This window comes from Streptomyces sp. NPDC028314 (assembly GCF_055565795.1).
This window is the reverse complement of the sequence record NZ_JBVHTP010000002.1, coordinates 140,941-163,702: the sequence shown is the minus strand read 5'-3', so window position 1 is coordinate 163,702 and position 22,762 is coordinate 140,941. Positions and strand designations below refer to the sequence as shown.

Sequence of the window (22,762 nt, the reverse complement as noted above, 5' to 3'; positions counted from 1 at the left end):
TGTCAGTTCCTCGGTCCGTCAGTGGGCGTTGGAGTTCTGTGCGTTGTAGGTCCGTTCCTTCACGTCCAGCTCGACCTTGACGGGATCGGCCTTTTCGAAGCGCAGCTCGACGGTGACCTTGTCGCCGACCTTGGGCAGGTTCTTGAGCCCCATGAACATGACGTGGCTGCCGCCGCGCTCCAGGCTCAGCTCGCCGTTCGCGGGCACGTCCATGGACGTGACCTGCTGCATCTTCTGATCCTTGGTCTCGTGGATCTGGAGATCGTCGGAGAGCGGGCTGGTGACCGCGGTGAGCTTGTCCGCGGTCTTCGAGTCGTTCTTGATGACCATGAACGCGCCGGCCATCTTGTCGTTGACGGGCTCGGGCATGAAGGCGCCGCTGACGGTCATCTTCGGCTTGGCGCCCTCGCCCTTCGCACCGGCGTCGGAGTCCGAGGAACAGCCGGATATGGCGAGCGCTGCCGTCAGGGAGAGGGCGGCGGCGAGGGTGCGGGTGGTGCGGGCGTTCACGGGTTCTCTCCCTTGACGAGCTTCGGCAGGTCCTTGGTGTAGTCATCGACGGTGGTGCCCTCGCCGTAGAGGACGTAGCCCTCGTCGGTCTTGGGCGAGAACGCGATGACCTGGGCGCCGTGCATGGAGACGACGCCGCCGTCGGCCTCCTTCGTGGCGGCCTCGATACCGATGCCGAGAGAGCGTGCGGCGGCCTGGATGGTGGCGAAGTCCCCGGTCAGTCCGACGAAGGACGGGTCCTGGGCCTTGAGCCACGCGCCGAGGGAGTCGGGAGTGTCCCGTTCGGGGTCGGTCGTGACGAAGACGACCCGGAGCTTGTCCTGGTCCGCCTTCGGGAGTGCCTTGCGGGCGACGGCGATGTTGCTCATCGTCAGCGGGCACACGTCGGGGCAGTTGGTGTAGCCGAAGTAGATGAGAGTCGGCTTGCCCTTGGTCTGCTCGCGCAGGTTCCACGGCTTGCCGGTGGTGTCCGTGAGGACGAGCTCCGGCTTGTCGAAGGGGCGGTCGAGGAGCGTCGCCGCTCCGGTCTTGGTCTGGCCGCTGATCTGCTTGACCGAGCCGCCGGTCGTGGCGGTCTCACCGCCGCAGGCGGTGAGGGTGAGGGCGGCCGCCGCGAGGAGCGCGGCGACCGTCACACGAGTGGTGCGCATGGGGAGATGTCCCTGGGATCGGGGATGTTCGGGTGGTCCGAATGACAAGGCCTGCGGCCGCGCCGGGTCAGGAGGCGCGGCGGCGCGAGGCGATGCCGAAGGCGACACCACCGAGTCCGACGACGATGCCCGCGATGCCGAGCGCACGCGCGGTCGTGTCGGAGCCGCTCTTCGCGGCCTCGGCGTGGCTGTCCTCGCCCTTGGCCGCGTCGGCGTTCTTGTCGCCGGCGTCGTGGTGGTCGTCCGCTGCCTTGGCCGCGGTGAGCTTCAGGACGGGCGCCGGGTTCTGCGGTTCCGCTGCGCCCTCCTTGGCCTCCTCGATCCAGCGCACGACCTCGTTGTTGTCGTAGGTCTGGATCGCCTTCAGGACCATCTGGTCGGCGTTCTCGGGCAGCTTGCCGACGGAGACCGGGAACTGCTGGAACTTGCCGGGCTCGATCTTGCCGCCGCTCCAGGTGACCTTGGTGACGGCTTCGGTGATCTGCTTGCCGTGCACGGTGAGCGGCTTGTCGAGCTTGCTCTTCTCGACCTTCACGGTCCAGCCGGGGATGTCCTGCGGCATGACGGACGTCAGCGGCTGGTCGATCGGGAAGTTGACCTCCAGCTGGGTCGTCGACGCGTTGTCGCGCTCGTTCGGGACCTTGAAGTTGATGACCGCGTAGCCGCCCTTGGTGGCCTCGCCCGGCTGGACGCCGACGTGGGCGAAGGCGGTGCCGGAGAGGACGAGGACGGTGCCGGCGGCGAGAGCGGCGGCGAAGGAGACGCGAGAGGCCTTCATGGCAGAAACACTCCACGGAATGAGTGACGACGGTTTCCCCGCGCACGGGCGCGCGCGGAGTTCGCGGCACCGGGGCTCCCGTCGGTTGTCCCGGGGAGAGCGGATGCCGCGTCAGGCTGCGAGGGCGAGGCCCGTGGGCGGCCCGCGTCGGATCACCGTGTGCTGGAGCGCGGTCCGGCCGGTCGCCGCGGCCGGGGCCGCGGCGGTCCGCAGGGGCCGGGGCGTGCGGGACGTGGCGCCGGGGAGCCCGCAGCCGAGGGCGCGTACGAAGGCCAGCGCGGCGCGCAGCGGACGTACGGGATCGGCCTCGGTGGAGAGCCGGGACAGTTCGACGAGCCGGAACAGCGCGGCGTCACCGCGCCCGAGGAGCCAGCCGGCGGCGAGCGCGGCCAGCAGGTGGCCGAGCAGCATGGCCGGGCTGAACAGACCGGTCGCCGGGCCGGAGGCGGCCTGGGCCATGTGCGCGTGCGCCATGTGGCCCTGGGCGGCGGCCTGCTCGGCCATCGCGGCCGGGTCCAGTCCTGCGCTCGCCAGGATCTGCCGGGCATCGGCCGGGCTGATCGGTACGGAGTTTCCGCCGCAGACCAGCTGGGCGGCGAGCGCCGCGAGCGAGGTGTCCGAGGCGGCGCTGTCCGCCGCCGAGGCGGCGGCGCTGTGCTGGCCGAGGCCGAACACGGAGTGCAGCGCGAGCTGTCCGGCGGCGAGCGCGGTGGCTATGCCGGGCAGCGAGCGCCGGCGGCCCGCGAGCGGGGCCGCGACCGCGAGGACGGCGAGGAAGCCGATGCCGAGAGCCCACCAGGGAACGGTGGCGCAGGACGCCACGGCGTGCCCGGCCGCGGACAGCACGACGCAGACCGCGGTGAACACCGCGGCCCGGATCATCCGCAGGCCTGCTCCGGCCTGCGTCGCGTGGGGGGCAGTCATGGCCGGGCCATCATCGCACTGCGCTTAGGCCCGCCATACGGCAGGTCCGGAAGGTCCCATGCGTCCCGAGTGGCTCCTGAGCAGGGGACGAGCGGTTCCGAAGCCGTGGGGCCGTCGGGGTCGCGTGGTGCGCATGTACCGTCGCCCTCGCCGCGGCCCCGGCCATACACGGCCGGCCGGGAGTGCCACATCGGCCGAATGAGGGCTCTGGCGGCCGTCGGGGGCTTACGGCCGACCGCGGGCGGCAATAGGTATCCGTATGAGCATCTGGTGGTCTCTCCACTTGAGGCGCGAAGCCGCGAGCGTGCCGCTCGCCAGGCGACTGCTGCTGGGGACGATGGAGACCGCGGGGGTGGACCCGGACATCTCCTTCGATCTGTCGGTGGCGCTGAGCGAGGCGTGCGCGAACGCCGTCGAGCACGGCGGGCCCGCGGCCGTTGCCGGCGGCTCCGGCGGGGAACCGGTCGCGGAGGCGAGTGCGGAGTACCGCGTCACGGCCTACCTGGACGGGGACCGCTGCCGGATCGAGGTGACCGATTCGGGCCCGGGGTTTCCGCCCTCGACGGTCACCGGGCACAGAGCTCCGCCGGCCGGCCCTTCGGAGAAGGAGCACGGCCGGGGCCTGTGGCTCATCACGGAACTCGCCGACCACGTCCGCTTCCGCAACCGGCCGGGCCGGGGCGCGGTGGTCAGCTTCGACAAGATCCTCAAATGGCGCGAGGGCGCGCTGCTGAAGGTCTCGTAGCCGCGGAGGCGGCGTAGCCGGGAAGGCGCCGTAGCCGCAGAGGTGTCGTGACGACGAAGGCGCGTAGCCGCGGAGGCGGGAAGGCGCCGGGGCGCCGACCGGGGCCCCGCCCCGGGCCGCAAACGCCGATGGGCGGGTCCCCGTACGGGATCCCGCCCACCATCGAGCGAAGTGTCAGCCCTTGAGGCGTGCCATCCACGCCTCGACCTCGACCGAGGTGCGGGGCAGTCCGGCCGACAGGTTCCGGTTGCCGTCCTCGGTGACGAGGATGTCGTCCTCGATCCGGACGCCGATCCCGCGGTACTCCTCGGGCACGGTCAGGTCATCGGCCTGGAAGTACAGACCCGGCTCGACGGTGAGGCACATGCCCGGCTCCAGCGTGCCGTCGACGTACGCCTCGGTGCGCGCGGCGGCGCAGTCGTGGACGTCCATGCCGAGCATGTGGCCGGTGCCGTGCAGGGTCCAGCGGCGCTGCAGGCCGAGCTCCAGGACACGCTCGACCGGGCCCTCCACCAGGCCCCACTCGACGAGCTTCTCGGCGAGCACGTGCTGCGAGGCGTCGTGGAAGTCGCGGAACTTCGCACCCGGCTTGACGGCGGCGATGCCGGCTTCCTGGGACTCGTAGACCGCGTCGTAGATCTTGCGCTGGATGTCGGTGTACGTGCCGTTGATCGGCAGCGTGCGCGTGACGTCGGCGGTGTAGAGGGAGTGGGTCTCCACACCGGCGTCGAGCAGCAGCAGGTCGCCGGAGCGGACGTCGCCGTCGTTGCGGACCCAGTGCAGGGTGCAGGCGTGGGGGCCGGCGGCGCAGATGGAGCCGTAGCCGATGTCGTTGCCCTCGACGCGGGCGCGCAGGAAGAAGGTGCCCTCGATGTAGCGCTCGGAGGTGGCCTCGGCCTTGTCGAGCACCTTCACGACGTCCTCGAAGCCGCGGACGGTGGAGTCGACGGCCTTCTGGAGCTCGCCGATCTCGAACTCGTCCTTCACGGCGCGGGCCTCGGAGAGGTAGACGCGCAGCTCCTCGTCCCGCTCCTTGGTGACCTTGTCGGTCAGGGCGGTCTCGATGACGGAGTCGTGGCCGCGGACGCCCCGGACCGGGCCCTCGGCCTCGGCCAGGGCCTCGGCGAGCTCGCGGACGTCCTTGGCGGGCAGGCCCAGGAGCTGCTCGGCCTCGGCGAGGGAGTGGCGGCGGCCGACCCACAGCTCGCCCTGGCCGGAGAGCCAGAACTCGCCGTTCTCGCGGTTGGAGCGCGGCAGCAGGTAGATGGTGGCCGTGTGGCCGGTCTCCCCGGTGGGCTCCAGGACCAGTACGCCGTTCTCGGTCTGGTCACCGGTGAGGTACGCGTACTCGGTCGAGGCGCGGAAGGGGTACTCGGTGTCGTTGGAGCGGGTCTTCAGACGGCCCGCGGGGACGACCAGGCGCTCGCCGGGGAAGCGCGCGGACAGTGCGGCGCGGCGGGCGGCGGTGTGCGCGGCCTGGGCGATCGGCTCCAGTCCGTGCAGCTCGGTGTCGGCCCAGCCGGAGCGCATGTTCTCCGCGAGTTCCTCGCTGACGCCCGGGTACAGCGCGTTCTTGCGCTGCTTGTGCTTCTTCTGGGGCTGCTCTTCTTCCGGGGTCTCCGGGGTGAGCTCGTCAGCCACGTCTTCTCCTCAGCTACGACATGCAAGGGCCGGGTATGGACCCCATCCATCGTATGTGCGAGCGGAAGACACCCGAAGGCCTATGTGACAAATCAGTCAAAGCGGGCGGCGAGCAGGACGATGTCCTCCGTGGCGTCCTCCCCGGAGCCCGCGTCGGCGGCCTCCCCTTCCGGCAGGACGGTCCGAAGGATGTGGTCGCAGATGGCCGCGGGATCCTCGCGGGCGGCGCGGGGCACTCCCGCTGCCGCCGCGTGCAGCCGTGCGTAGGCGCGGTCCATCGCGTCACCGGTACGCCGCAGCAGCCCGTCGGTGTAGAGCAGCACCGTTTCTCCCGGAGCGGGTTCGATCTCCACGCTCGGCGCCTCCCAGCAGGCCAGCATTCCGAGGGGGGCGGAGAGCGAGGTCTCCACGTACTCGGTGCGCCGCTCGCCGATGAGCAGCGGCGGGGTGTGCCCCGCCCCGGCAAGGATGATCTTTCGGGCGGCGGGCTCGCAGTAGGCGAAGAGCGCGGTGGCCGAGCGCGCGGGCTCGGTCAGGCGCAGCAGCAGTTCCAGGTCGGAGAGGACCGCGACGGGGTCCTCGCCCTCCATCACGGCGTACGCGCGCAGGGAGGCGCGCAGCCGCCCCATCGCCGCGATCGCGCTCGGGCCGGAGCCGGTGACGGAGCCGACGGCCAGGCCCATGGCCCCTTCGGGCAGCGGCAGCGCGTCGTACCAGTCCCCGCCGCCGCGCGGGCCGGTGCGGTGCCGGGCCGCGAGCTGCACTCCGGCGATCCGGGGCAGCCTGCTGGGCAGCAGTTCCTCCGCGACGGTGGCCAGGCTGGAGCGGGAGCGCTCCACCTCCACCATCCGCGCCAGGTGTTCGGCGGCGTGCCGGACGTACAGCCCCGCCAGGTCGCGCTGGCGGTCGCTGGGCTCGGCCTGCTCGTCGTAGAGCCAGACGGCCGCTCCGAGCCGCCCGGGAGTCTCGGCGGTCAGCGGCAGCGCGTAGCTGGCGGCGTAGCCGAGCCGGGCGGCGACCTCGCGGTGGCGGGGGTCGACGGGGACGGCGAAGCCCCCGGTGCCGGGGGGCTCGCCGGGTTCGGGGAGCACCTCGGAGCCGCCGTGCGCGTCCGGGAGTCCGTCGAGGATGCGGCCGTACGAGGTGGCGCTGCGCGGCACGGTCTCGATGTGCCCGAGATCCGCGCGGCCGAGGCCGAGGCCGATCGTGGTGGTGGGGCCCAGCCCGTCGGAGGGCTCCAGGACGACCAGCCCGCGCCGGGCGCCGACGAGCGCGGCTCCGGCGCGCAGGAATTCCTGGAGGGAGGAGTCGAGGTCGACGGCCCGGGCGAGGCGCTCGGTCAGCTCGTGGAGGGTGGTGAGGTCGGAGACCATGCCCGCCAGCCGGTCCTGGATCACGCTGCTCGCGGCAGGCGGAGCGGACTGGGCGGGGGTGGAACGTGCCGGTGCGGGCGCCGTGGGCGCCGCAGTGTGCGGTGACGCTGTGATTGCTGGATCGATTCCAGCCACTTTCGGCAGATGCGGGGCGCTCATGGCGTCCGCCTTTCCACCTGGTGCGATTCGCCATATAGCATCGCAAACCCCCAGATCGTGCTGCGCCGCCATCAATGGATCCACATCTACACGCACACGAGGATCGATGTCCAGCATTGCCCAGGTGGGAATCCTGGTGTCCGTGGGACGGCAACTCACTGTCCGGCCAAGGCTAAAACTTGGCCTGAAAAAGCTGGAACCGGACGGTTTTTGCGATCGACTGAGCGGGCGTCGTCATGGGCTCGGGTACGTAATCGGTGGTTCCCGGGGCCAGTTGACGCCTTCCGGTACCTGCCGGGAACCGCCCGGCACGGCCCGTCGTCCTTAGCGGCGGCAGCCGGTCTCGGCACCGGCGCGGGCCGCGTTCTGCCCCGCCGGACGTTTGACGGACCCGTAAGAAAACTGCACGAACCGTGTGAACCTGCTTCTGGCGGACAGTGACGCGAAACGTGTACGTGTGGTGAAACACCGCTTACATGGTGTGATGTGGCCCTCGACGTTCAACGGAAAGGAACGAGCGCTCATGCGCGAGATCCTCGGAAGGCGTCTCCAGCGGCTCCGCGATCGGTTGAAAACCCTGCGGCCGACCTCCCCCGCCCGCGGGATCCCGGACGGCGGCACTCCGTCCCTCCTCGACGCCGCGCTCGCCGCCGCCGTCTGGCGGTGGCCCGTACTGCCCGGAGTGGGCCGGGCCATCGGCGACAGCGCACGATGCGCCTGCCCGGACCCCGACTGCGTCGTACCCGGCGCGCACCCCTTCGACCCCGGGCTGCTCGCGGCCACCGCCGACCCCCGGATGGTGGCCTGGTGGTGGGCCAAGCGGCCCACCGCGCCCGTGCTCATGGCCACCGGCGGGACCGCTCCGTGCGCGGTGAGCCTGCCGGCCGCCGCGGCCGCGCGTGCCGTCGTACGGCTGGACGCGCAGGGCATGCGGCTCGGTCCCATCGTGGCGACGCCGACCCGGTGGTCCCTGCTCGTGGCGCCGTACTCGCTGGAGCGGCTCGGCGAGCTCCTGTACGCGAAGGATCACGTGCCCTCCTCGCTGCGCTTCCACGGCGAGGGCGGATACCTGCTGCTGCCGCCGTCCGCCGCGTCGGCCGGCGGGCAGGTCTGCTGGGAGCGGGAGCCGGTGGCCGGCCGGGACGGTCTCTGGCTGCCGGAGGTCGAGGCGGTGGTGGACGCGCTCGTGGAGGCGAGCAGCGGGGCGCCGGGCGGCGGCAGCCGGCTCGCGTACTGACGATCGGGTACTGACGACCGGGTACGGGCGAGCGCGTACTGCGATCGCGTACTGCGATCGCGTACGGGCGAGCGGGCACTGGCGAGCGCGCACGGACGATCGCGCAAGGACGAGCGCGTACGGGCGATCCCCGCCCCGGGATCACTCGTACGGGTGCCAGCGGGACGAGTTTCCAAGGGAATTGGGCGCGGGGATCTCCGCGCCCCTTTCCCGCATCGCTATCTTCGGCGAATGAATCTCCGCCTGATCGGTATCGGCGCCGGTGTGCTGATCATCTTGTCGCTTCCCCTCGCGGGAGCGATCGCCGGGCCGGATTTCGCCGGTCAGGATGACGGAAAGGGCGGCGGGTTGCTCTCCGCTCTCGGCCTTTCGGACTCTTCGCGTGCGAAGGGCGAGGCCCGGCCCGCGGCCGGCCCCGCACGGCCGGGTCCGCCCGAGCAGCCCCGTACGGATGCCCGGTGCGGCCCCGAAGTCTCCTCGCCGCACGGGGTGGAGGCGCAGACCTGCGTCCTGGTCGGCGAGGGCAGCACCTGGGGCCGGAGTTACTACCGCAACACGAGCGGCCGCGCGCTGGACGCCGTGCTGACCGTGATGGGGCCGGCGGGACGCACGGTGCAGATCCGCTGCTCGGTCGGGGCGGGGGACGAGCCGGGGCTGTGCGAGACGCCGCGTGAGGACTCGGCGGGCGGCCCGGAAGGCTACTCGGCCGTAGCGGAGTTTGCAGTTCCGGATGATGAAGGTGCACTGCTGCTGCGGTCCGGGAGCAACTCACCGGCACCGGGTGACGGTTGAGCACCGCCTGAAATGGAAGGGCCCGGTCGCTGGCGACGGGGGATGCACCAGCGACCGGGCTACAAGAACGGTAACAAGAGATCGCCTGTTCGCAAATTCGATCTCTGATATTCGGACACGGATTTGCAGGCGATTAGCGGGAGTTGTGACCCGAGTCACCGGCCCCGCGGGGGTGCCGCGGTCAGCTCAGCGTCACCTGGCGGTTGGTGAGTCCGCCGCGTGCCCGGCGCTCCTCCGTGGTCAGCGGGGCGTCCGTGGCCAGGGCCGCGGCCAGCCGCTCCGCGAACTCCGCGGCGGGCTTCTCCACGTCGTCGGCCGAGACCCCGGTGGGCAGGTCCCAGACGGGGACCATCAGGCCGTGGGCGCGGAAGGAACCGACGAGCTTGGTGCCTTCGCCGAGGGAGGACGTGCCCGCCGCGTGCAGCCGCGCCAGGGCGTCGAGCAGCTTCTCCTCGGGGTGCGGCATGACCCAGCGCAGGTGGTTCTTGTCCGGCGTCTCGCACCAGTAGGCCGCGTCCACGCCGGCCAGCTTGACGGTGGGGATGGCGGCGGCGTTGGCGCGCTCCAGCGAGGCGGCGATCTCCGGGGAGGCGTTCTGAGCGCTCTCCGCATCCGGAATCCAGAATTCGAAGCCGCTGTGCACAACCGGCTCGAAAACGCTGTCCGTGTCCAGGAGATCCTGAAGTCGCGGACCCTCGGCCGGAACCCGCCGGGCCGCGATCGGCGTACCCGGGTCCGCCACCAGCGCGCGCTCCAGGGTGTCGGCCATGTCCCGGGCGAGGTCCCCGGAGGTCGAGTCGTTCTGCAGACCGAGCAGGACGGAGCCGTCCTCGCGGCGCAGGGCCGGCCAGGCCATGGGCAGTACGGTCACCAGCGTGACGGAGGGAACGCCCTCGGGCAGACCGCCCTTGAGGGTCAGCGGGATGGTGGCCGCGGGCACGAGCTCGCGCAGCGCCACCCAGTCGCACTCGCCGGGCAGTCCCTCGAAGGGGCGCCGGACGTGCTCGGTGACGGCGTGCGCGGCGGCTGCGCCGTGACAGGCCTTGTAGCGGCGCCCGGAACCGCAGGGGCAGGGTTCGCGCGCGCCCACCACCGGGATCTCCCCGTTGTCGAGCTGCGGCTTGGCCTGCGACTTCGCGGTCTTCGCGGCGGGGCGCTTCTTTGCCATCGTGGGTGTCTCCCGGTTGCGGCGGTACGGCGTTCTGGGCGCGAGCCTAGCCGTTCGTACCGCCGGAACCGGTGGGGTGCGGCCGGGAGCACGGTCGGCGTGCGCTCCCGACGGCCGCCCGCTGTCCTCCGGGTGACCGAGTCCGGGGACCGGACTCAGGGATGAGCTCAGGGACGAGCTCAGGGACGAGCTCAGGTCGCGAGATCGTCGAAGGCCGTTGCGAAGTCGATCGCCGGGGCTGCGACGCGCGTAGCGAAATCCTCGTGCCGGGGCCCCCGGGCTACGACCACCCACACGGTGACCTCACCCCCCGCTCCGTCCCGGACACCCCAGTCCTGGGCCAGGGCGCTGATGATGTTCAGCCCCCGGCCGCCCCGTGCGGTGACGGAAGGCGTGGCCGGAATCGGGCGGGTGGGCCCGCCGCCGTCCGTGACCTCGACCGTCAGTCGTCCCGCCTTGTCGACGCACCATGCGGCGCGTATCTCCCCGTCCCCGACCTCCCGCGAGCCCAGTGGCCGGCCGTGTCGGCAGGCATTGCTGAGCAGTTCGGAAAGGATCAGTACGGCATCGTCCACGACCGATTCGGACAGGCCGCTGATGCGCAGCTGTTCGCGCATGCGCTGCCTTGCCTCGCCCACGCCCGCAGGACCATGGCGTACGTCCATGCACGACGACGTGGGCACTTCCTGTGCCATCACCAACGCCACCCCCGGAACCTCCTTAGCCCCACGCCATGGTCTGGATGCCCCAATGGCCTGGACCGGAAACCGCCGCGGCGGAGCCCTCTGACGCATTCATGACGAACGAATGCGGAGCGGATGCGCCGGTGCACACCCCGTCACGGCCGGGCCCTGTGGGGCGGGTGGGCAAATCGGGATGTCAGCGCCCTAGCTGTGACAGAACTTGGCGTGGCCGGTTCGTGATGATCGCTTCTACACCCAGATCAGCGCATAGCTGAACATCTTCGGGCTCATTCACGGTCCATACGTGAACGGAGTGCCCTGCCGCCTGGAGCCTGCGGATGAAGGCGGGATGGTTGCGCACGATCCGCATCCCGGGCCCCGCGATGCTCACCCCGGCCGGCAGCCGGCCGTCCCGCATCCGCGGGGAGATGAACTGCATCAGGTACACGGTCGGGACCGTCGGCGCGGCCGCCCGTACCCGGTGCAGGGAGCGCGCGGAGAAGCTCATGATCCGGACCGGGTGCGGGCCCTCCGCGGGCGGGGCGTCGAGTCCGAAGCGCTTGAGGAGGAAGAGGAGGCGTTCTTCCACCTGTCCGGCCCAGCGGGTCGGGTGCTTCGTCTCGATCGCCAGCTGTACGGGCCGGCCGGCGTCGGAGGCCAGCTCCAGCAGCCGCTCCAGGGTGAGCACGGAGGTGCGCTCGGGGTCCGCGTCCCAGTCGGGGGACTCCTCGCGGTCCTTCCAGGAGCCGAAGTCGAGGGCGGCGAGATCGGCCAGCTCCAGGGCGGAGACCGCGCCGCGGCCGTTGGAGGTGCGGTTGACCCGGCGGTCGTGAACCAGGACCAGATGGCCGTCGGCCGTGAGCCGGACATCGCATTCGAGGGCGTCGGCGCCGTCCTCGATGGCCTTCCGGTAGGCGGCCAGGGTGTGCTCGGGGGCATCTTCCGAGGCGCCGCGGTGGGCGACGACCTGGATGGGGCGCGGCGTTGCGTGGGTCACTGGGTCATGGTGCCATCGAGGACGCCTCACGCGTCGGGGCGAGTCTTGCGGATGCGTCCGAAATGTCGGAGATAAAGGATAGGGGGAGACGCACAGGTCCGGCTTACAGTGCTCTGACGGGTCATGGGAAAGGCTTTGGGCTGGAACTTGTGCGGCACGTCGAACGTTCAGTCGGACCGGTATCGCCAGATATTTCCAGAACCCGAAGCCGTGTGTGTGACGAGGAGAGAGCGCTGTGAGCACCGAGAACGAGGGCACCGCGGCCCCGACGCCCCCCGCGGCCCCGTCCGCACCCCCGGTGGCCGCCTCCACCCCTGACCCCGCTCCGGCCGCCGCGCCGCAGCCCGCGGATGCCGCTCCGCAGGCCCCGGCCGCCCCGGCGCCGACGGCCCCGGCCGCCGCGCCCGGCTCCGAGCCGACGCAGCAGCTTCCGCACACCCCGGCTCACGCTCCGGCTCCGGCGCCTGCCGAGGCCCCCGCCCAGGCGCAGGGATACGCCCAGGCCCCGCCCTACGCGCAGCCGCCCGCCGCGGCCGCGCACGGCGCCGCGGGCTGGCCCCCGCCCCCGCCCACGGTCCCCTCGTACGGCGTCGAGGGCGGCGGCCACGGCGGTGGCGCCTGGGGCGCGCCGCTGAGCACCGACGGCACCCCGCCCAAGCCCAGGGGCAAGGGCGGCCTGATCGCGGGCGTGCTCGCGGCGGCCCTCATCGCGGGCGGCGTCGGCGGCGGCATCGGCTACTGGGCGTCCGAGCGCAGCCACACCGGCTCCGGCTCCGGTTCGACCACCATCAGCGCCAGCACCCCGAAGGACCTCAAGCGCGAGGCCGGCTCGATCGCCGGTCTGGCCGCGGGAGCGCTGCCCAGCGTGGTGACCATCGAGGCCCAGGCCGGCGACGGCGAAGGCGGTACGGGTACGGGCTTCGTCTACGACGCGGAAGGCCACATCCTCACCAACAACCACGTGGTGGCCTCGGCGGCGAACGGGGGCAAGCTCTCCGCGACCTTCTCCAACGGCAAGAAGTTCGAGGCCGAGGTCGTCGGCCGGGCCCAGGGCTACGACGTGGCCGTGCTCAAGCTGAAGAACCCGCCGGCCGGGCTCAAGCCGCTGCCGCTGGGCGACTCGGACAAGGTCGCGGTCGGGGACTCGACCATCGCGATCGGCGCTCCCTTCGGCCTGTCCAACACGGTCACCACCGGCATCGTCAGCGCCAAGAACCGCCCCGTGGCCTCGGGTGACGCCTCCGGCGGCAAGAACTCGTACATGAGCGCGCTGCAGACGGACGCCTCGATCAACCCGGGCAACTCCGGCGGCCCGCTCCTCGACGGCCGCGGCGCGGTCATCGGCATCAACTCCGCGATCCAGTCCGCCGGCAACGGCGGCTTCGGCGGCGGCCAGGCCGGTTCGATCGGCCTCGGCTTCGCCATCCCGATCAACCAGGCGAAGAACGTCGCACAGTCGCTGATCAAGACGGGCAAGCCGGTCTACCCGGTGATCTCGGTTTCCGTGGACCTCCAGGCCAAGGTGGAGGGCGCCAAGATCTCCGAGGGCGGCGCGCCCGCCAACGAGCTGGTCGACCCGAACGGCCCGGCGGGCAAGGCGGGCCTCAAGCCCGGCGACATCATCACCCAGTTCGGGGACAAGTCGATCGACAGCGGGCCGACCCTGATCAGCGAGATCTGGACGTACCAGCCCGGCGACACGGTGAAGCTCAGCTACCTGCGCGGCGGCAAGCCGAACACCGTGGACATCACGCTCGGCTCGCGGACCGGGGACAAGTAACCGCACCATCGTCCTCAACGGACGCTGGGCAATGGCTTGATGAAAAGGGGCCGCAGGCGTGATTACGCCTGCGGCCCCTCCCAACGTCCGCTTATGCTTCGTTGGTGTTCGATTCTCGGCACATACGGACATTCCATGAAGTGGTCGCCTCCGGGTCCTACTCGGCGGCCGCGCGCGTCCTGGGGTACACCCAGCCCGCGATCACCCAGCAGATGAAGGCGCTCGAACGCGCCGTCGGCACCCCGCTGTTCACCCGCGTCGGCCGCAAGATGCAGCTCACCGAGGCCGGGGAGTCCCTGGCCCGGCACGCCGACTCCATCCTCGGCAGCCTCTCCGCCGCCGAGGCCCAGCTGAAGGCCTACGCGCGCCTGCGCACCGGCCGGGTCCGGGTCTGCGGGTTCCCCAGCGCCAACGTCACGCTCGTCCCGGAGGCGCTCAGCGGGCTGGCCAAGGCGCATCCGGGCATCCAGGTCGAACTGCTGGAGGGGGAGCCCCCGGAGTCGCTGCGCAGGCTCCAGCGCGGGGAGTGCGACATCACCCTGGCCTTCACCTATCCCGGGCTGCACGAGGAGATCCCGGAGGAGGTCGCCGAGGTCAGGCTGCTGGAGGACCAGCTGACGGTGCTGCTGCCGGCCGGGCACCCGCTGGCCCGGCGGCGGGCGGTGCACCTGGCCGACCTCGCCGGGGAGCAGTGGATCGCGGGTTGCCCGCGCTGCCGGGCGAACCTGCTGCACGAGTGCGCGGAGCTCGGATTCGTGCCCGACATCCGGTTCGCGACCGACGACAACCTGGTGGTGCAGAGCCTGGTCGCACAGGGCCTGGGCGTGGCGATGATGCCCGCCCTGGTACTCCCCTCGCTCGCGCTCACCCGCGTCTGCGGCCGAGCGCTCCAGCCGGCCGCGCGCCGCCACATCGCCGCGTACGTGTACCGGGACCATCTGCGGATCCCGGCAACCGCGGTGGTGCTGGACGAGCTGAAGCGGGTGGCCTCGAACCGGATCGGCTGCTGATCCGGGGCTGGTGACCCGGGGCTGGTGACCCGAGCCTGCCCGTCCAATCCATAAGCCGGGCTTGGGATTTCAGGTCGGAACTGTCGTTGGACGTGATGGGTGGGCTGCCCGACGCTGCCCGTATGACCACCACCACGCCGGCCCGAACGACCGCGAGGATGGCCGCCCTCGTCAGTGAGATCCGTACGGTCGTGGAGCGCGGGCTCGCCCCCGACCTGACCGCCTACCTCGTCGGCGAGCGGATCGCCCCGCACCTGGGGACCGCCGATCTGCTCACCCCCGACCAGCGCGAGGGGTACCAGGACCGGTACCGGCAGCACATCCTGCACGCGGAGCCGGACGGCAGCTTCTCGGTGGTGGCGCTGGTCTGGCTGCCCGGTCAGGAGACGGCCATCCACGACCACGTCTCCTGGTGCGTGGCCGGGGTGCACGAGGGGGCGGAGAGCGAGCGCCGCTACCGGCTGGCCCCCGCCACGGCCACGGCGGGCGCCCGGCTGGTGCCCACGGAAGAGGTGGTCAACGGCCCCGGTGACGTCTGCGGCTTCGCCCCGCCCGGCGACATCCACAAGGTCCGCAACTCCTGTCGTACGACAGCGATATCCCTCCACGTCTACGGAGCCGACGTCTCCCGGCTGGGCAGCAGCGTCCGCCGCGTCTACACGCTCCCGTCCGACTGATGGCCCTCCTGCACCGCTCCGTCCAACGGCCGGGGCGGGTCGCCGATGTTTCACGTGAAACATCCTCCTCCTGGCCCGGGTTGGGGCTGGCCGTGCTGGGCGCGCTCGTGGCCTGGGGCGTGCACTGGCTGGTGCCGGCCGTGCCGATGCTGACCGCGTCGGTGGTGCTCGGCATCGCGGTGGCCCACCTTCCGGGCCTACGCGGCCTCGTACGAGGACCCGCGCGCCCCGGGCTCTCCCTGGCCGGCCGGCGGCTGATGCGGATCGGCATCGTCCTGCTGGGCCTCGGTCTCGGCCTGGACCAGGTGCTCCGGCTGGGCTGGGCGACGGTGGCCATGGTGACCGGGGTGGTCGCGGCCACCTTCTTCGGCACGCTGTGGCTGGGCCGGCGGCTCGGACTGCCCGGGGACCAGCCGCTGCTGATCGCCACCGGCTACTCGATCTGCGGGGCCTCCGCGATCGGCGCGGTGAGCCAGGTGTCCGGCAGCGACGAGGAGGACGTGGCCTCCTCGGTGGCGCTGGTGACCTTGTGCGGAACACTGGCCATCGCCGTACTCCCGCTCCTGCAAGACCCGTTGGGGCTCTCCGACCTGGCCTTCGGGCGCTGGGTGGGCGCGAGCGTCCACGACGTCGGCCAGGTGGTGGCGACGGCCCAGACCGCGGGCCCCGGCGCTCTCGGGGAGGCGGTGCTGGTCAAGCTGATGCGGGTGGCGCTGCTGGCCCCCCTCGTCGCGGCGGTGGCCTTCTCCGTACGGGCCCGGCGGCGCGGTGTACGCACGGCCTCGGGACGCCGGCCGGCGCCGGTTCCGCTGTTCGTGGCCGGCTTTCTGGCGGCGGCCGCACTGCGGGCCACGGGCGTGCTGCCCGACCCGGCGCTGGAGTGGGCGCACACCGCGCAGGAGGCGCTGCTGGCCGCGGCACTGTTCGGCCTGGGCAGCGCGGTCCATCTGCCGACCCTGGCCCGGACCGGGGGGCGGGCGGCGCTGCTGGGGCTCGGAGCCTGGGTGGTGGTCGCCGGAGCCTCGTACGCGGGGGTCCTGCTCACCGCGTGAACGGGCCGCAAGCACCGACTGCGCAGTACGCGCAAGCACCGACTACGCACCTGGAACGGAAGGGAGTTGGCCATTTCGTGGCCGGAACCGACCGAACGTTCCGACCGGTGCCTGACATCTCGCACCGCCCGTGCAACCCTGCACCCGATCCGCACCGGTAACTCTTCACCCCCACCCTGCCCGGGCCCGACCGGCCCGGGCACGGCAGAAGGAGTCCTGCGTGAATCGTCATCGCACGGCCGCATCGGTTCTTCTGGCGGCGGGCGCCCTGATGGCCGGCGCCCTGACCGCGGCCACCCCGTCGGCCGCCGCCGACGCCCCCGTCTCGTTCCGGCAGCAGCACAGCCAGGGCTTCTGGACCGCCGAGCGCATGCGGTCGGCCACCCCGCTGGACGTCACGGCAGCCCCCGGGACCGCCCACACGGCGCCCTCCCCCGCGACCCGCCCCACCCGCGTGCCTCCCACGGCCCTCCCGGCGTCCGCCGCGGCCTCCCCCACGGCGTTCCCGCAGGCGGGAGGCGCGTGGACGGGCGGCGGGGCCGTGGTGAAGACCTCGGGCCGGGTCTTCTTCACCATGGGCGACCGGACCGCGTCCTGCTCCGGGGACTCGATCACCAGCGCCAACGGCAGCACCGTCATCACCGCCGGGCACTGCGTGAAGTACCAGGGCGCCTGGCACACCAACTGGGTCTTCGTCCCCGCGTACGACAACGGCAACGCGCCCTACGGGCAGTGGTCCGCCACCCGGACCTTCGCCACCGCCCAGTGGGCGGCGAGCGAGGACATGAACATGGACGTGGGCCTCGCGGTCGTCGCCCCGCTGAACGGGCAGAAGCTCAGCCAGGTCGTCGGGGCCCAGGGGATCGTGTTCAACGGCGGCTACAACAAGAAGATGTACTCCTTCGGCTTCCCCGCGGCAGCGCCCTACGACGGCACCAAGCTCGTCTACTGCAGCGGCAACAGCAGCAAGGACTTCCTGCTGACCAAGGATCACGGCCTGGGCTGCAACATGACCGGCGGCTCCAGCGGCGGCCCCTGGTTCCAGGACTTCAACGAGGCCACCGGCCTCGGCACCCAGGTCTCGGTGAACAGCTTCGGCTACACCTTCCTCCCGAACCGGATGTTCGGCCCGTACTTCGGCAACGAGGCCAAGGCGGCCTACGACCAGGCACAGACCGCCTGACCAGCCCCCGCCCACTCCCACCGCCCGGTACTCTGTACCGGCCAGGTGGGTTGCCCGAGCGGCCTAAGGGAACGGTCTTGAAAACCGTCGTGGCGCGAGTCACCGTGGGTTCAAATCCCACACCCACCGCCATGCAGGGCTGAGGCCCAGCTCAGAGGGGTGCTCCCGGGTCCGGGAGCACCCCTCCTGCGTGCGAACCGTCTCACTGCGGCGTACCCACTACGGGGCGGGGTGGAGCAGCCGGCTCTTTCGGGTTTGCGGGGACGCCGTTGCCCAGCGCACGGTGGTTTCCCACTTCTCGAGGTCCTCCCGCGGGACTCCGTGATGCAGCGGGATCACCCACAGGGCCGACCAGGTGGCGCGGGCCTCGGCCGGCTGGTTGTCGCGGTAGTGCTCATTCGTACGGTCCCGCACGGCCCTCGCCTCCGGCCGTTGTGCAGTGCCGCGTTGCACGACGCCGGTGTACAGGCAGTGACGGGCGTGGTCCAGCGCGACGTAGATGGCCGAGGGCCACAGAGGGAGCGCCTCGACCGTCCAGCAGCCATCGCGATCACGCAGCGGGTACACGCAGCGCACGAGATCGCCGGCAGCCACGGCCAGGCGCGGGCCGGGGACGGGAGCTATCCGGCCGGCCAGGCCCACGCCGAGCGTCCAGCCGGTACTCACAGGCCGTCCTCGTGCGGGTACTCGTACACGTTGTCGGGCACGAGCGGCGGTGCGAAGGGGATCTTCTGCACGTCGGCGCCCAGCTTGAACAGCATCTGCTGCAGGGCCTCCCGCTCTGCCTCGGTTTCGAAGCGGGGCGGGGAGTCGCTTCCGAGGATTCCTGCCAGGGTCTGGGACACGCTGTTGATCCTGGTCTGGAGCAGCATGAGTGTCGGGACCGTGTTGCCGTTCACGGGCTTGTCCACGGTGCGTGCGGCAGCGCGCCGGGCCTCGATCTCGTTACGGCGACGGCTGGACAGACCGGCGCGTGCCGTTTCGAACACATCCCACTCAAGGGCGCGTTCGGGCAGGCCGTAGGACGTGACGACCTGTGGGTTGCCGTCGGCGTCCATGGCGATCTTCGGCACCGTGAAGCTGCGGGAGAAGTCCTCGGGGGTGCCCGGGACCCGCTCGACCCAGTCGGCGAGGGCCAGGCCGAGCTTCAGCCGACCGGCCTCGGTGGCGGTGAGGCCGGCGACGATGGTGTGCGGCTTGCCGCGGAACGGGGTGTACCGCTCCCGGGGGGTGTCCGAGCGCAGGTCCTCCTTGGAGCCGCGGTCCCGGGTCAGCACCTCGGCCACGATCAGCGCATCGCCGCCCAGCAGTGCGAGTTCGGACCGGGCGGATCCGTCCTCCTCGGCACGCTCGCGCAGCGTCTGGACAGCGGTCGCGGCTGCCTGCTGAGAAGGCAGGTTGATATCGGCAGGAGCCAGACGGGTCAAGGCGACCGCATCCTCCCCTGTGGCGACACGGCTCCACATCTCATTGGTGATCGCGCCACCGTCGGTCCAGGCGTGCACCACGGAAGGGAAGCTGCGCTTCTCTTCCGAGCGGAGGAAGCGGGTGGCGAAGATCGACACGATCTCCAGGAGCTGCCGCCGGAACTTGGACTCGTCCTGGGGATCGAGGGAGAGGTCATCGGCAATCGCAGTGCGGATGACCGGTCCTGCCTGGGCCGAGAGGACCGCCTCGATGAGGGCGGCACGGGCAAAGGCCGGGTGGAAGGGGAGACGAGTGGCGCGAGTGAAGTCCTCGCCGTACCGACGGCCGGACAGCGCAGCGGCCTCTTCCTCTGTGATCTTTCCAGCACGGGCGGCAGCGGCAAGGGCGTCGGCGACGGCCTTCTCCTGGTCGCTGCCTCCTCCCCAGGCTCGGGTCCGCAGGTGGATCTGGGTGAGGAACTCGGTGAACCACTGGGTCGTATCGCACGTCCGACCGGAGCGGGTGAACGTGCCGACCACGAGATTCACGGGCGCGAGGTGGGAGTGCAGGGACCGGATCTCGCGCCCGGACCAGCCGTGGTCGGCAACGGTCTGCAGAGCACCGTTGACGGCCTTGCGGGACTGTGCCACCGCATCGTGCGCGAACATCTGGCCGACGATGCGCTCCGCCGTCTCGCGGACCTTGCCCTTCTCGATCTTCGCGCCGGGCTTGAGCCCCAGGAGGTTCCGCCAGGCCGAGACCAGCCGGGACTGGCCGTCGATGACCACCACGATCGTTTCCGAGTGGCCGTCGGCGTAGTGCACCCGCATGGTCATCGCGACCAGCGGCTCCTGAACGCCGGTCCGGGCAATGGAGTCGGACCAGTCGTAGTCCAGCAGGTGGTGCTCCACGGTGTCGACGATCATGCGGCGTAGGTCGTCGGGCGTCGGCAGGCGGACCTCCAGCAGGGCGGCTGTGGAGCCGTCCAGAGCCGGGTCGGTGATCTTCCCCTTGGTGAAGGTGTGCTGGAGCTTGGCCAGGAATCGCGGATTGACCACCAAGACCGTCAGGCCGGGCAGCTGGTGCAGCGGGCTGCGGACGGCCGTCGCGTAGCACGTGTCGGTATCCAGCCGCTGCAGTCGGCCGACCGGGGAAACCGTGGGGGCCGCCACGTTGCTGTTCCTGCGGCGCCCGCCACGCCCGTTGCGGAGCTGCTCGGCGATCACGTCGGGGTGTGCGAGCTGGTCGAGGACTTCGTTGGGGTGCGTGATGCCGGCCATGAGGGCGGTCAGCGCATCCTGGTCGAGTGACACCGAAGGGTGAGCCGTAGCTTCGCCCGCGAGGCCTTTCAGCTCGGAGAAGCTCGGCACCGGCTGCATCTCCGTAAGGCCGGCGGCCAGCTCGGCGCCCCGCTCGTCCGTCAGCTTGTCGCCGAGGCCGAAGATCGTGTCCTCATCGTCGTGAGTACCGGGCGCCAGAAAAGTGGGCGGGATGGACACAGGCGAGTGCTCCTGTCGAAGGGGCGCCCCGGACGTGCCGAGACGTAGATCATCCACAACGGACCCCAGTGGGGCCGCCGCTCGGGATGGAGGTCCCACGACAGCGCCTGCCGCCCGCGCGGTGGCGGGAAGACCGACCCGGTCGCGCAGTCACAAGGACGCAGCTGCACTGAGCAGAGCACAGGGGACGGCCGGTAAGGCTCGCTGTGTCCGATCACCGCCTGATGGCGGAACCGCCCGGAGGGCGGGGGCAGTCACGACTCGCTCATGCTGAGCAGCCGGCAAAAGCATACGACTGAACGACGGTCCGTCAAATGCCAATCGGCATCGGCGAGTTATCGCCGCGATGGCCCCTCCTGCGGGGCGGTACGGGCCATGAGGGAAGGGGGCCCGCTCGTCCCCGCTCGGGTTCCGACGCGCTGTGGCGAGGCCGACGAGCCCGGTGTTCCGCTCCGTGCGGATCGCAGGTCCCGTCCGGGCTGCGGCGGCCCCGGGAGCGCATCCGTCGGCCTCCTTCGCAGGTCGGCGAACGCGCTGATCAGAAGGGGTGTCCCGGTTCCGGGGCGCCCCTTCTGCATGTGGGCCGCGTGGTGCAGAAGATGCAGGCTCTGTGGACCGCCGCGATCCTGGAGGGGGACGGGAACCAGCGGAAGGAGCCGCGATGTCTGTGATGGACAAGCTCAAGAAGATGCTGAAGGGCCACGAGGACCAGGCCGGGCAGGGCATCGACAAGGCGGGTGACTTCGTCGACGGCAAGACCCAGGGCAAGTACAGCAGCCAGGTCGACATGGGCCAGGAGAAGCTCAAGGAGCAGTTGCGGTCCGAGCAGGGGAAGGAAACCCCGCCTCCGCCCCAGGTGTGACCGCGGGGCCCCCATGGCCCTCCGGCGCTGGATGGCCGCCCCGTGCGCGGACAATCTGACGTGAGCGAGACGGAGGGCGGGCACCCGGACCGGGTGCCCGCCCTCTTCGTTCGCCCGACCCGTCAGTGGGGGGTGCGGACCAGGAGTGCCACCGTGACGCCGGACAGGCGCTCGGTTCCGGTCGCCGTGTAGTGCGCGCGCAGGGCTTTGGCCTGTGGGTCGGGAAGGGCCGTCAGGGGATCGGGTTCGTTGCCCGCGACCACGAGCCAGATGCGCCGCTCGTTCTTCACGCATGCCGCCGGGCGGGGGCATTCCGCGGACCAGAGGTCGTGGCGGTCGGCAGCCGACCGGGCCAGGAACACGTCGCGCGGCCGCAGTTCGCGCGGGAGGTAGAATCGGACGCCCACGTCGAGCATGCGCCAGTAGTCGTTCCCCCGGTCGTAGGCCACCGCGTCCCCGGGCCGGTGGTACTTCTCGATGGTCCGCGCGGCGCCCTCGTAGTCGATGCCCTGCCAGAAGTGCCCGAACGGCTTCCGCAGGGCCTGCTGTTCGGGCAGCGTCAGCAGGGCGAGCACCACCAGCACCCCCGCCACGACCGCCCGGGACCGCGCGCGGGCGAGACCGGCCCCGGCCAGCACCACCCAGGCCGGCAGGGTGAAGAGCAGGTAGCGGTAGTAGAAGTACGAGACCTCGCCGTGCGAGACGGTCCAGAGCGCCAAGGGCGGCAGGACGGCCAGCGCCGCGGCGGACATAACGGCACCGCGGCGCTCACCCCACGCCACCACCGCCAGCACCGTGACCGCCCCGGCCACCAGGCTGGACGCGTACAGCTGCGGCCACAGGGTGAGCAGGCTGGACACGTCCGGCTTGGGGACCCAGGAGATCTGCCGGGCCGCCTGCTCCCTGCCCAGCAGGACGACGGGGGCCACGGCGGCCACCCCGGCGAGGGCGGCGAGGCCGAAGTGCCAGGCGGCCCGGCGCTCGGTCCGGGCCCGCAGGGCCACCGGGACCAGGTGCCCGGCCAGTGCGGTCAGCGCCAGCAGGTGGAGCAGCCCGACGGCGAGCACGCACAGCGCGTACCCCGCCCAGCGCCACCAGCTCCCGGGCCGGTCCAGGGCCCGGAGCAGCAGCAGGGTCGCGAGGGCCACGGCCAGGACCACCAGCGCGTAGGGGCGGGCCTCGTGGGCGTACCGGGCGACCGCCGGCACGACGGCGAACAGCAGGCCCGCGGCCAGGCCCGCGCGACGGCCGAACAACCGCAGCCCGATCAGGGCCACACAGGCGGCGGTGCCGGCCATCGCCAAGGCCGACGGCATGCGCAGGGCCGCGGCCGACTGCCCGAAGACGGCCATCCACCCGTGCAGGATCAGGTAGTACGTGCCGAGCACCGCGTCCACCCGCTGCACGGTGGCCAGCAGCTCGCCGGTGCCGCGGGCGGCGATGTCCCAGCTGTTCAGCTCGTCTTCCCACAGCTGGGGGCGGCCGATCTCGTACACGGTCACCGCGAAGGTGGCGAGCGTCGGCCACAGCCAGACGCCGCGCGGCGGCCCGCCGGTCCGCGGCGTCGCGTGGCCGCCGAGGTCCTCGGCGGCCCGCGCCCTGTCCTGGGTGGAGGAGGGGGAGAGCAGCGCCATG

The 22,762-nt window shown here is 71.6% G+C and carries 21 protein-coding genes and 1 tRNA gene; 10 read left to right on the top strand and 12 right to left on the bottom strand.

Annotated features, from left to right (window positions below; all coding sequences use genetic code 11):
• Positions 1-18 precede the first annotated feature (18 nt).
• The 4 genes from ACZ4TG_RS04925 to ACZ4TG_RS04910 form a co-directional block, all read right to left on the bottom strand.
• Positions 19-510, bottom strand: a complete 492-nt coding sequence (locus ACZ4TG_RS04925) for a copper chaperone PCu(A)C (RefSeq protein WP_468159921.1) — start codon at positions 508-510, stop codon at positions 19-21.
• Positions 507-1,160 (bottom strand): SCO family protein, encoded by a 654-nt coding sequence (locus ACZ4TG_RS04920; protein ID WP_468159920.1) that lies wholly within the window; start codon positions 1,158-1,160, stop codon positions 507-509. Before ACZ4TG_RS04920 ends, ACZ4TG_RS04925 begins: the two co-directional genes overlap by 4 nt.
• A gap of 67 nt (positions 1,161-1,227) precedes the next feature.
• Positions 1,228-1,938 (bottom strand): YcnI family copper-binding membrane protein, encoded by a 711-nt coding sequence (locus ACZ4TG_RS04915; RefSeq protein ID WP_468159919.1) that lies wholly within the window; start codon positions 1,936-1,938, stop codon positions 1,228-1,230.
• Positions 1,939-2,049: 111 nt separating this feature from the next.
• Positions 2,050-2,862, bottom strand: coding sequence for a hypothetical protein (locus ACZ4TG_RS04910; protein WP_468159918.1), 813 nt, complete (start codon positions 2,860-2,862; stop codon positions 2,050-2,052).
• 259 nt (positions 2,863-3,121) lie between these two features.
• On the opposite strand from ACZ4TG_RS04910, the gene ACZ4TG_RS04905 reads away from it, so the two are divergent.
• Complete coding sequence (locus ACZ4TG_RS04905; protein ID WP_468159917.1) at positions 3,122-3,607, top strand: ATP-binding protein; 486 nt, start codon at positions 3,122-3,124, stop codon at positions 3,605-3,607.
• 174 nt (positions 3,608-3,781) lie between these two features.
• Here ACZ4TG_RS04905 and ACZ4TG_RS04900 read toward each other — a convergent pair whose 3' ends face one another.
• A complete protein-coding gene (locus tag ACZ4TG_RS04900; protein WP_468159916.1) occupies positions 3,782-5,248 on the bottom strand; it encodes an aminopeptidase P family protein in 1,467 nt (488 codons plus the stop codon).
• Between the two features lie 92 nt (positions 5,249-5,340).
• Complete coding sequence (locus tag ACZ4TG_RS04895; protein ID WP_468159915.1) at positions 5,341-6,897, bottom strand: PP2C family protein-serine/threonine phosphatase; 1,557 nt, start codon at positions 6,895-6,897, stop codon at positions 5,341-5,343.
• A 406-nt stretch (positions 6,898-7,303) separates the two neighbouring features.
• Between ACZ4TG_RS04895 and ACZ4TG_RS04890 the strand changes: the two genes are divergently transcribed.
• Positions 7,304-8,017, top strand: a complete 714-nt coding sequence (locus ACZ4TG_RS04890) for a bifunctional DNA primase/polymerase (protein WP_468159914.1) — start codon at positions 7,304-7,306, stop codon at positions 8,015-8,017.
• Positions 8,018-8,248: 231 nt separating this feature from the next.
• Complete coding sequence (locus tag ACZ4TG_RS04885; protein ID WP_468159913.1) at positions 8,249-8,809, top strand: hypothetical protein; 561 nt, start codon at positions 8,249-8,251, stop codon at positions 8,807-8,809.
• 181 nt (positions 8,810-8,990) lie between these two features.
• Here ACZ4TG_RS04885 and ACZ4TG_RS04880 read toward each other — a convergent pair whose 3' ends face one another.
• From ACZ4TG_RS04880 to ACZ4TG_RS04870, 3 genes are all read right to left on the bottom strand, one after another.
• Entirely contained in the window at positions 8,991-9,977 is a 987-nt protein-coding gene (locus ACZ4TG_RS04880; protein WP_468159912.1) for a DUF5926 family protein, read from the bottom strand.
• 191 nt (positions 9,978-10,168) lie between these two features.
• Positions 10,169-10,771 carry an ATP-binding protein gene (locus tag ACZ4TG_RS04875; RefSeq protein ID WP_468159911.1) on the bottom strand — a complete coding sequence of 201 codons (603 nt, stop codon included), beginning with the start codon at positions 10,769-10,771 and terminating at the stop codon, positions 10,169-10,171.
• A gap of 85 nt (positions 10,772-10,856) precedes the next feature.
• A complete protein-coding gene (locus ACZ4TG_RS04870; protein ID WP_468159910.1) occupies positions 10,857-11,657 on the bottom strand; it encodes a glycerophosphodiester phosphodiesterase in 801 nt (266 codons plus the stop codon).
• 235 nt (positions 11,658-11,892) lie between these two features.
• Between ACZ4TG_RS04870 and ACZ4TG_RS04865 the strand changes: the two genes are divergently transcribed.
• From ACZ4TG_RS04865 to ACZ4TG_RS04840, 6 genes are all read left to right on the top strand, one after another.
• Positions 11,893-13,437 carry a S1C family serine protease gene (locus ACZ4TG_RS04865; protein ID WP_468159909.1) on the top strand — a complete coding sequence of 515 codons (1,545 nt, stop codon included), beginning with the start codon at positions 11,893-11,895 and terminating at the stop codon, positions 13,435-13,437.
• Between the two features lie 104 nt (positions 13,438-13,541).
• A complete protein-coding gene (locus ACZ4TG_RS04860) occupies positions 13,542-14,447 on the top strand; it encodes a LysR family transcriptional regulator (RefSeq protein WP_468159908.1) in 906 nt (301 codons plus the stop codon).
• Positions 14,448-14,569: 122 nt separating this feature from the next.
• Positions 14,570-15,124, top strand: a complete 555-nt coding sequence (locus ACZ4TG_RS04855; RefSeq protein ID WP_468159907.1) for a cysteine dioxygenase family protein — start codon at positions 14,570-14,572, stop codon at positions 15,122-15,124.
• Positions 15,124-16,176, top strand: coding sequence for a YeiH family protein (locus tag ACZ4TG_RS04850; RefSeq protein WP_468159906.1), 1,053 nt, complete (start codon positions 15,124-15,126; stop codon positions 16,174-16,176). The genes ACZ4TG_RS04855 and ACZ4TG_RS04850 overlap by 1 nt, the downstream gene beginning before the upstream one ends.
• Positions 16,177-16,396: 220 nt before the next feature.
• Positions 16,397-17,359, top strand: coding sequence for a trypsin-like serine peptidase (locus ACZ4TG_RS04845; protein WP_468159905.1), 963 nt, complete (start codon positions 16,397-16,399; stop codon positions 17,357-17,359).
• 44 nt (positions 17,360-17,403) lie between these two features.
• Positions 17,404-17,491: transfer RNA gene (locus tag ACZ4TG_RS04840), tRNA-Ser, on the top strand.
• Positions 17,492-17,578: 87 nt separating this feature from the next.
• On the opposite strand, the gene ACZ4TG_RS04835 is transcribed toward ACZ4TG_RS04840, so the two are convergent.
• Positions 17,579-18,025: a hypothetical protein gene (locus ACZ4TG_RS04835; RefSeq protein ID WP_468159904.1), complete on the bottom strand. Its 447-nt coding sequence runs from the start codon at positions 18,023-18,025 to the stop codon at positions 17,579-17,581.
• On the bottom strand, positions 18,022-20,265 hold the full coding sequence (locus ACZ4TG_RS04830) for a hypothetical protein (protein ID WP_468159903.1): 2,244 nt from the start codon (positions 20,263-20,265) through the stop codon (positions 18,022-18,024). Before ACZ4TG_RS04830 ends, ACZ4TG_RS04835 begins: the two co-directional genes overlap by 4 nt.
• 661 nt (positions 20,266-20,926) lie before the next feature.
• On the opposite strand from ACZ4TG_RS04830, the gene ACZ4TG_RS04825 reads away from it, so the two are divergent.
• Positions 20,927-21,127 (top strand): antitoxin, encoded by a 201-nt coding sequence (locus tag ACZ4TG_RS04825; RefSeq protein ID WP_468159902.1) that lies wholly within the window; start codon positions 20,927-20,929, stop codon positions 21,125-21,127.
• Positions 21,128-21,249: 122 nt separating this feature from the next.
• On the opposite strand, the gene ACZ4TG_RS04820 is transcribed toward ACZ4TG_RS04825, so the two are convergent.
• The gene (locus ACZ4TG_RS04820; RefSeq protein ID WP_468159901.1) at positions 21,250-22,761 is read right to left on the bottom strand and encodes a glycosyltransferase family 39 protein; all 1,512 of its coding nucleotides are present in this window, start codon (positions 22,759-22,761) and stop codon (positions 21,250-21,252) included.
• Position 22,762 lies beyond the last annotated feature (1 nt).

Excerpts from the sequence above, each read along its gene's own strand:
- ACZ4TG_RS04920 (WP_468159920.1), bottom strand. The coding sequence starts at position 1,160 with ATGCGCACCACTCGTGTGACGGTCGCCGCGCTCCTCGCGGCGGCCGCC.
- ACZ4TG_RS04915 (WP_468159919.1), bottom strand. The coding sequence starts at position 1,938 with ATGAAGGCCTCTCGCGTCTCCTTCGCCGCCGCTCTCGCCGCCGGCACC.
- ACZ4TG_RS04910 (WP_468159918.1), bottom strand. The coding sequence starts at position 2,862 with ATGACTGCCCCCCACGCGACGCAGGCCGGAGCAGGCCTGCGGATGATC.
- ACZ4TG_RS04905 (WP_468159917.1), top strand. The coding sequence starts at position 3,122 with ATGAGCATCTGGTGGTCTCTCCACTTGAGGCGCGAAGCCGCGAGCGTG.
- ACZ4TG_RS04895 (WP_468159915.1), bottom strand. The coding sequence starts at position 6,897 with ATGCTGGACATCGATCCTCGTGTGCGTGTAGATGTGGATCCATTGATG.
- ACZ4TG_RS04890 (WP_468159914.1), top strand. The coding sequence starts at position 7,304 with ATGCGCGAGATCCTCGGAAGGCGTCTCCAGCGGCTCCGCGATCGGTTG.
- ACZ4TG_RS04885 (WP_468159913.1), top strand. The coding sequence starts at position 8,249 with ATGAATCTCCGCCTGATCGGTATCGGCGCCGGTGTGCTGATCATCTTG.
- ACZ4TG_RS04880 (WP_468159912.1), bottom strand. The coding sequence starts at position 9,977 with ATGGCAAAGAAGCGCCCCGCCGCGAAGACCGCGAAGTCGCAGGCCAAG.
- ACZ4TG_RS04875 (WP_468159911.1), bottom strand. The coding sequence starts at position 10,771 with ATGCGTCAGAGGGCTCCGCCGCGGCGGTTTCCGGTCCAGGCCATTGGG.
- ACZ4TG_RS04855 (WP_468159907.1), top strand. The coding sequence starts at position 14,570 with ATGACCACCACCACGCCGGCCCGAACGACCGCGAGGATGGCCGCCCTC.
- ACZ4TG_RS04850 (WP_468159906.1), top strand. The coding sequence starts at position 15,124 with ATGGCCCTCCTGCACCGCTCCGTCCAACGGCCGGGGCGGGTCGCCGAT.
- ACZ4TG_RS04825 (WP_468159902.1), top strand. The coding sequence starts at position 20,927 with ATGTCTGTGATGGACAAGCTCAAGAAGATGCTGAAGGGCCACGAGGAC.
- ACZ4TG_RS04820 (WP_468159901.1), bottom strand. The coding sequence starts at position 22,761 with ATGGCGCTGCTCTCCCCCTCCTCCACCCAGGACAGGGCGCGGGCCGCC.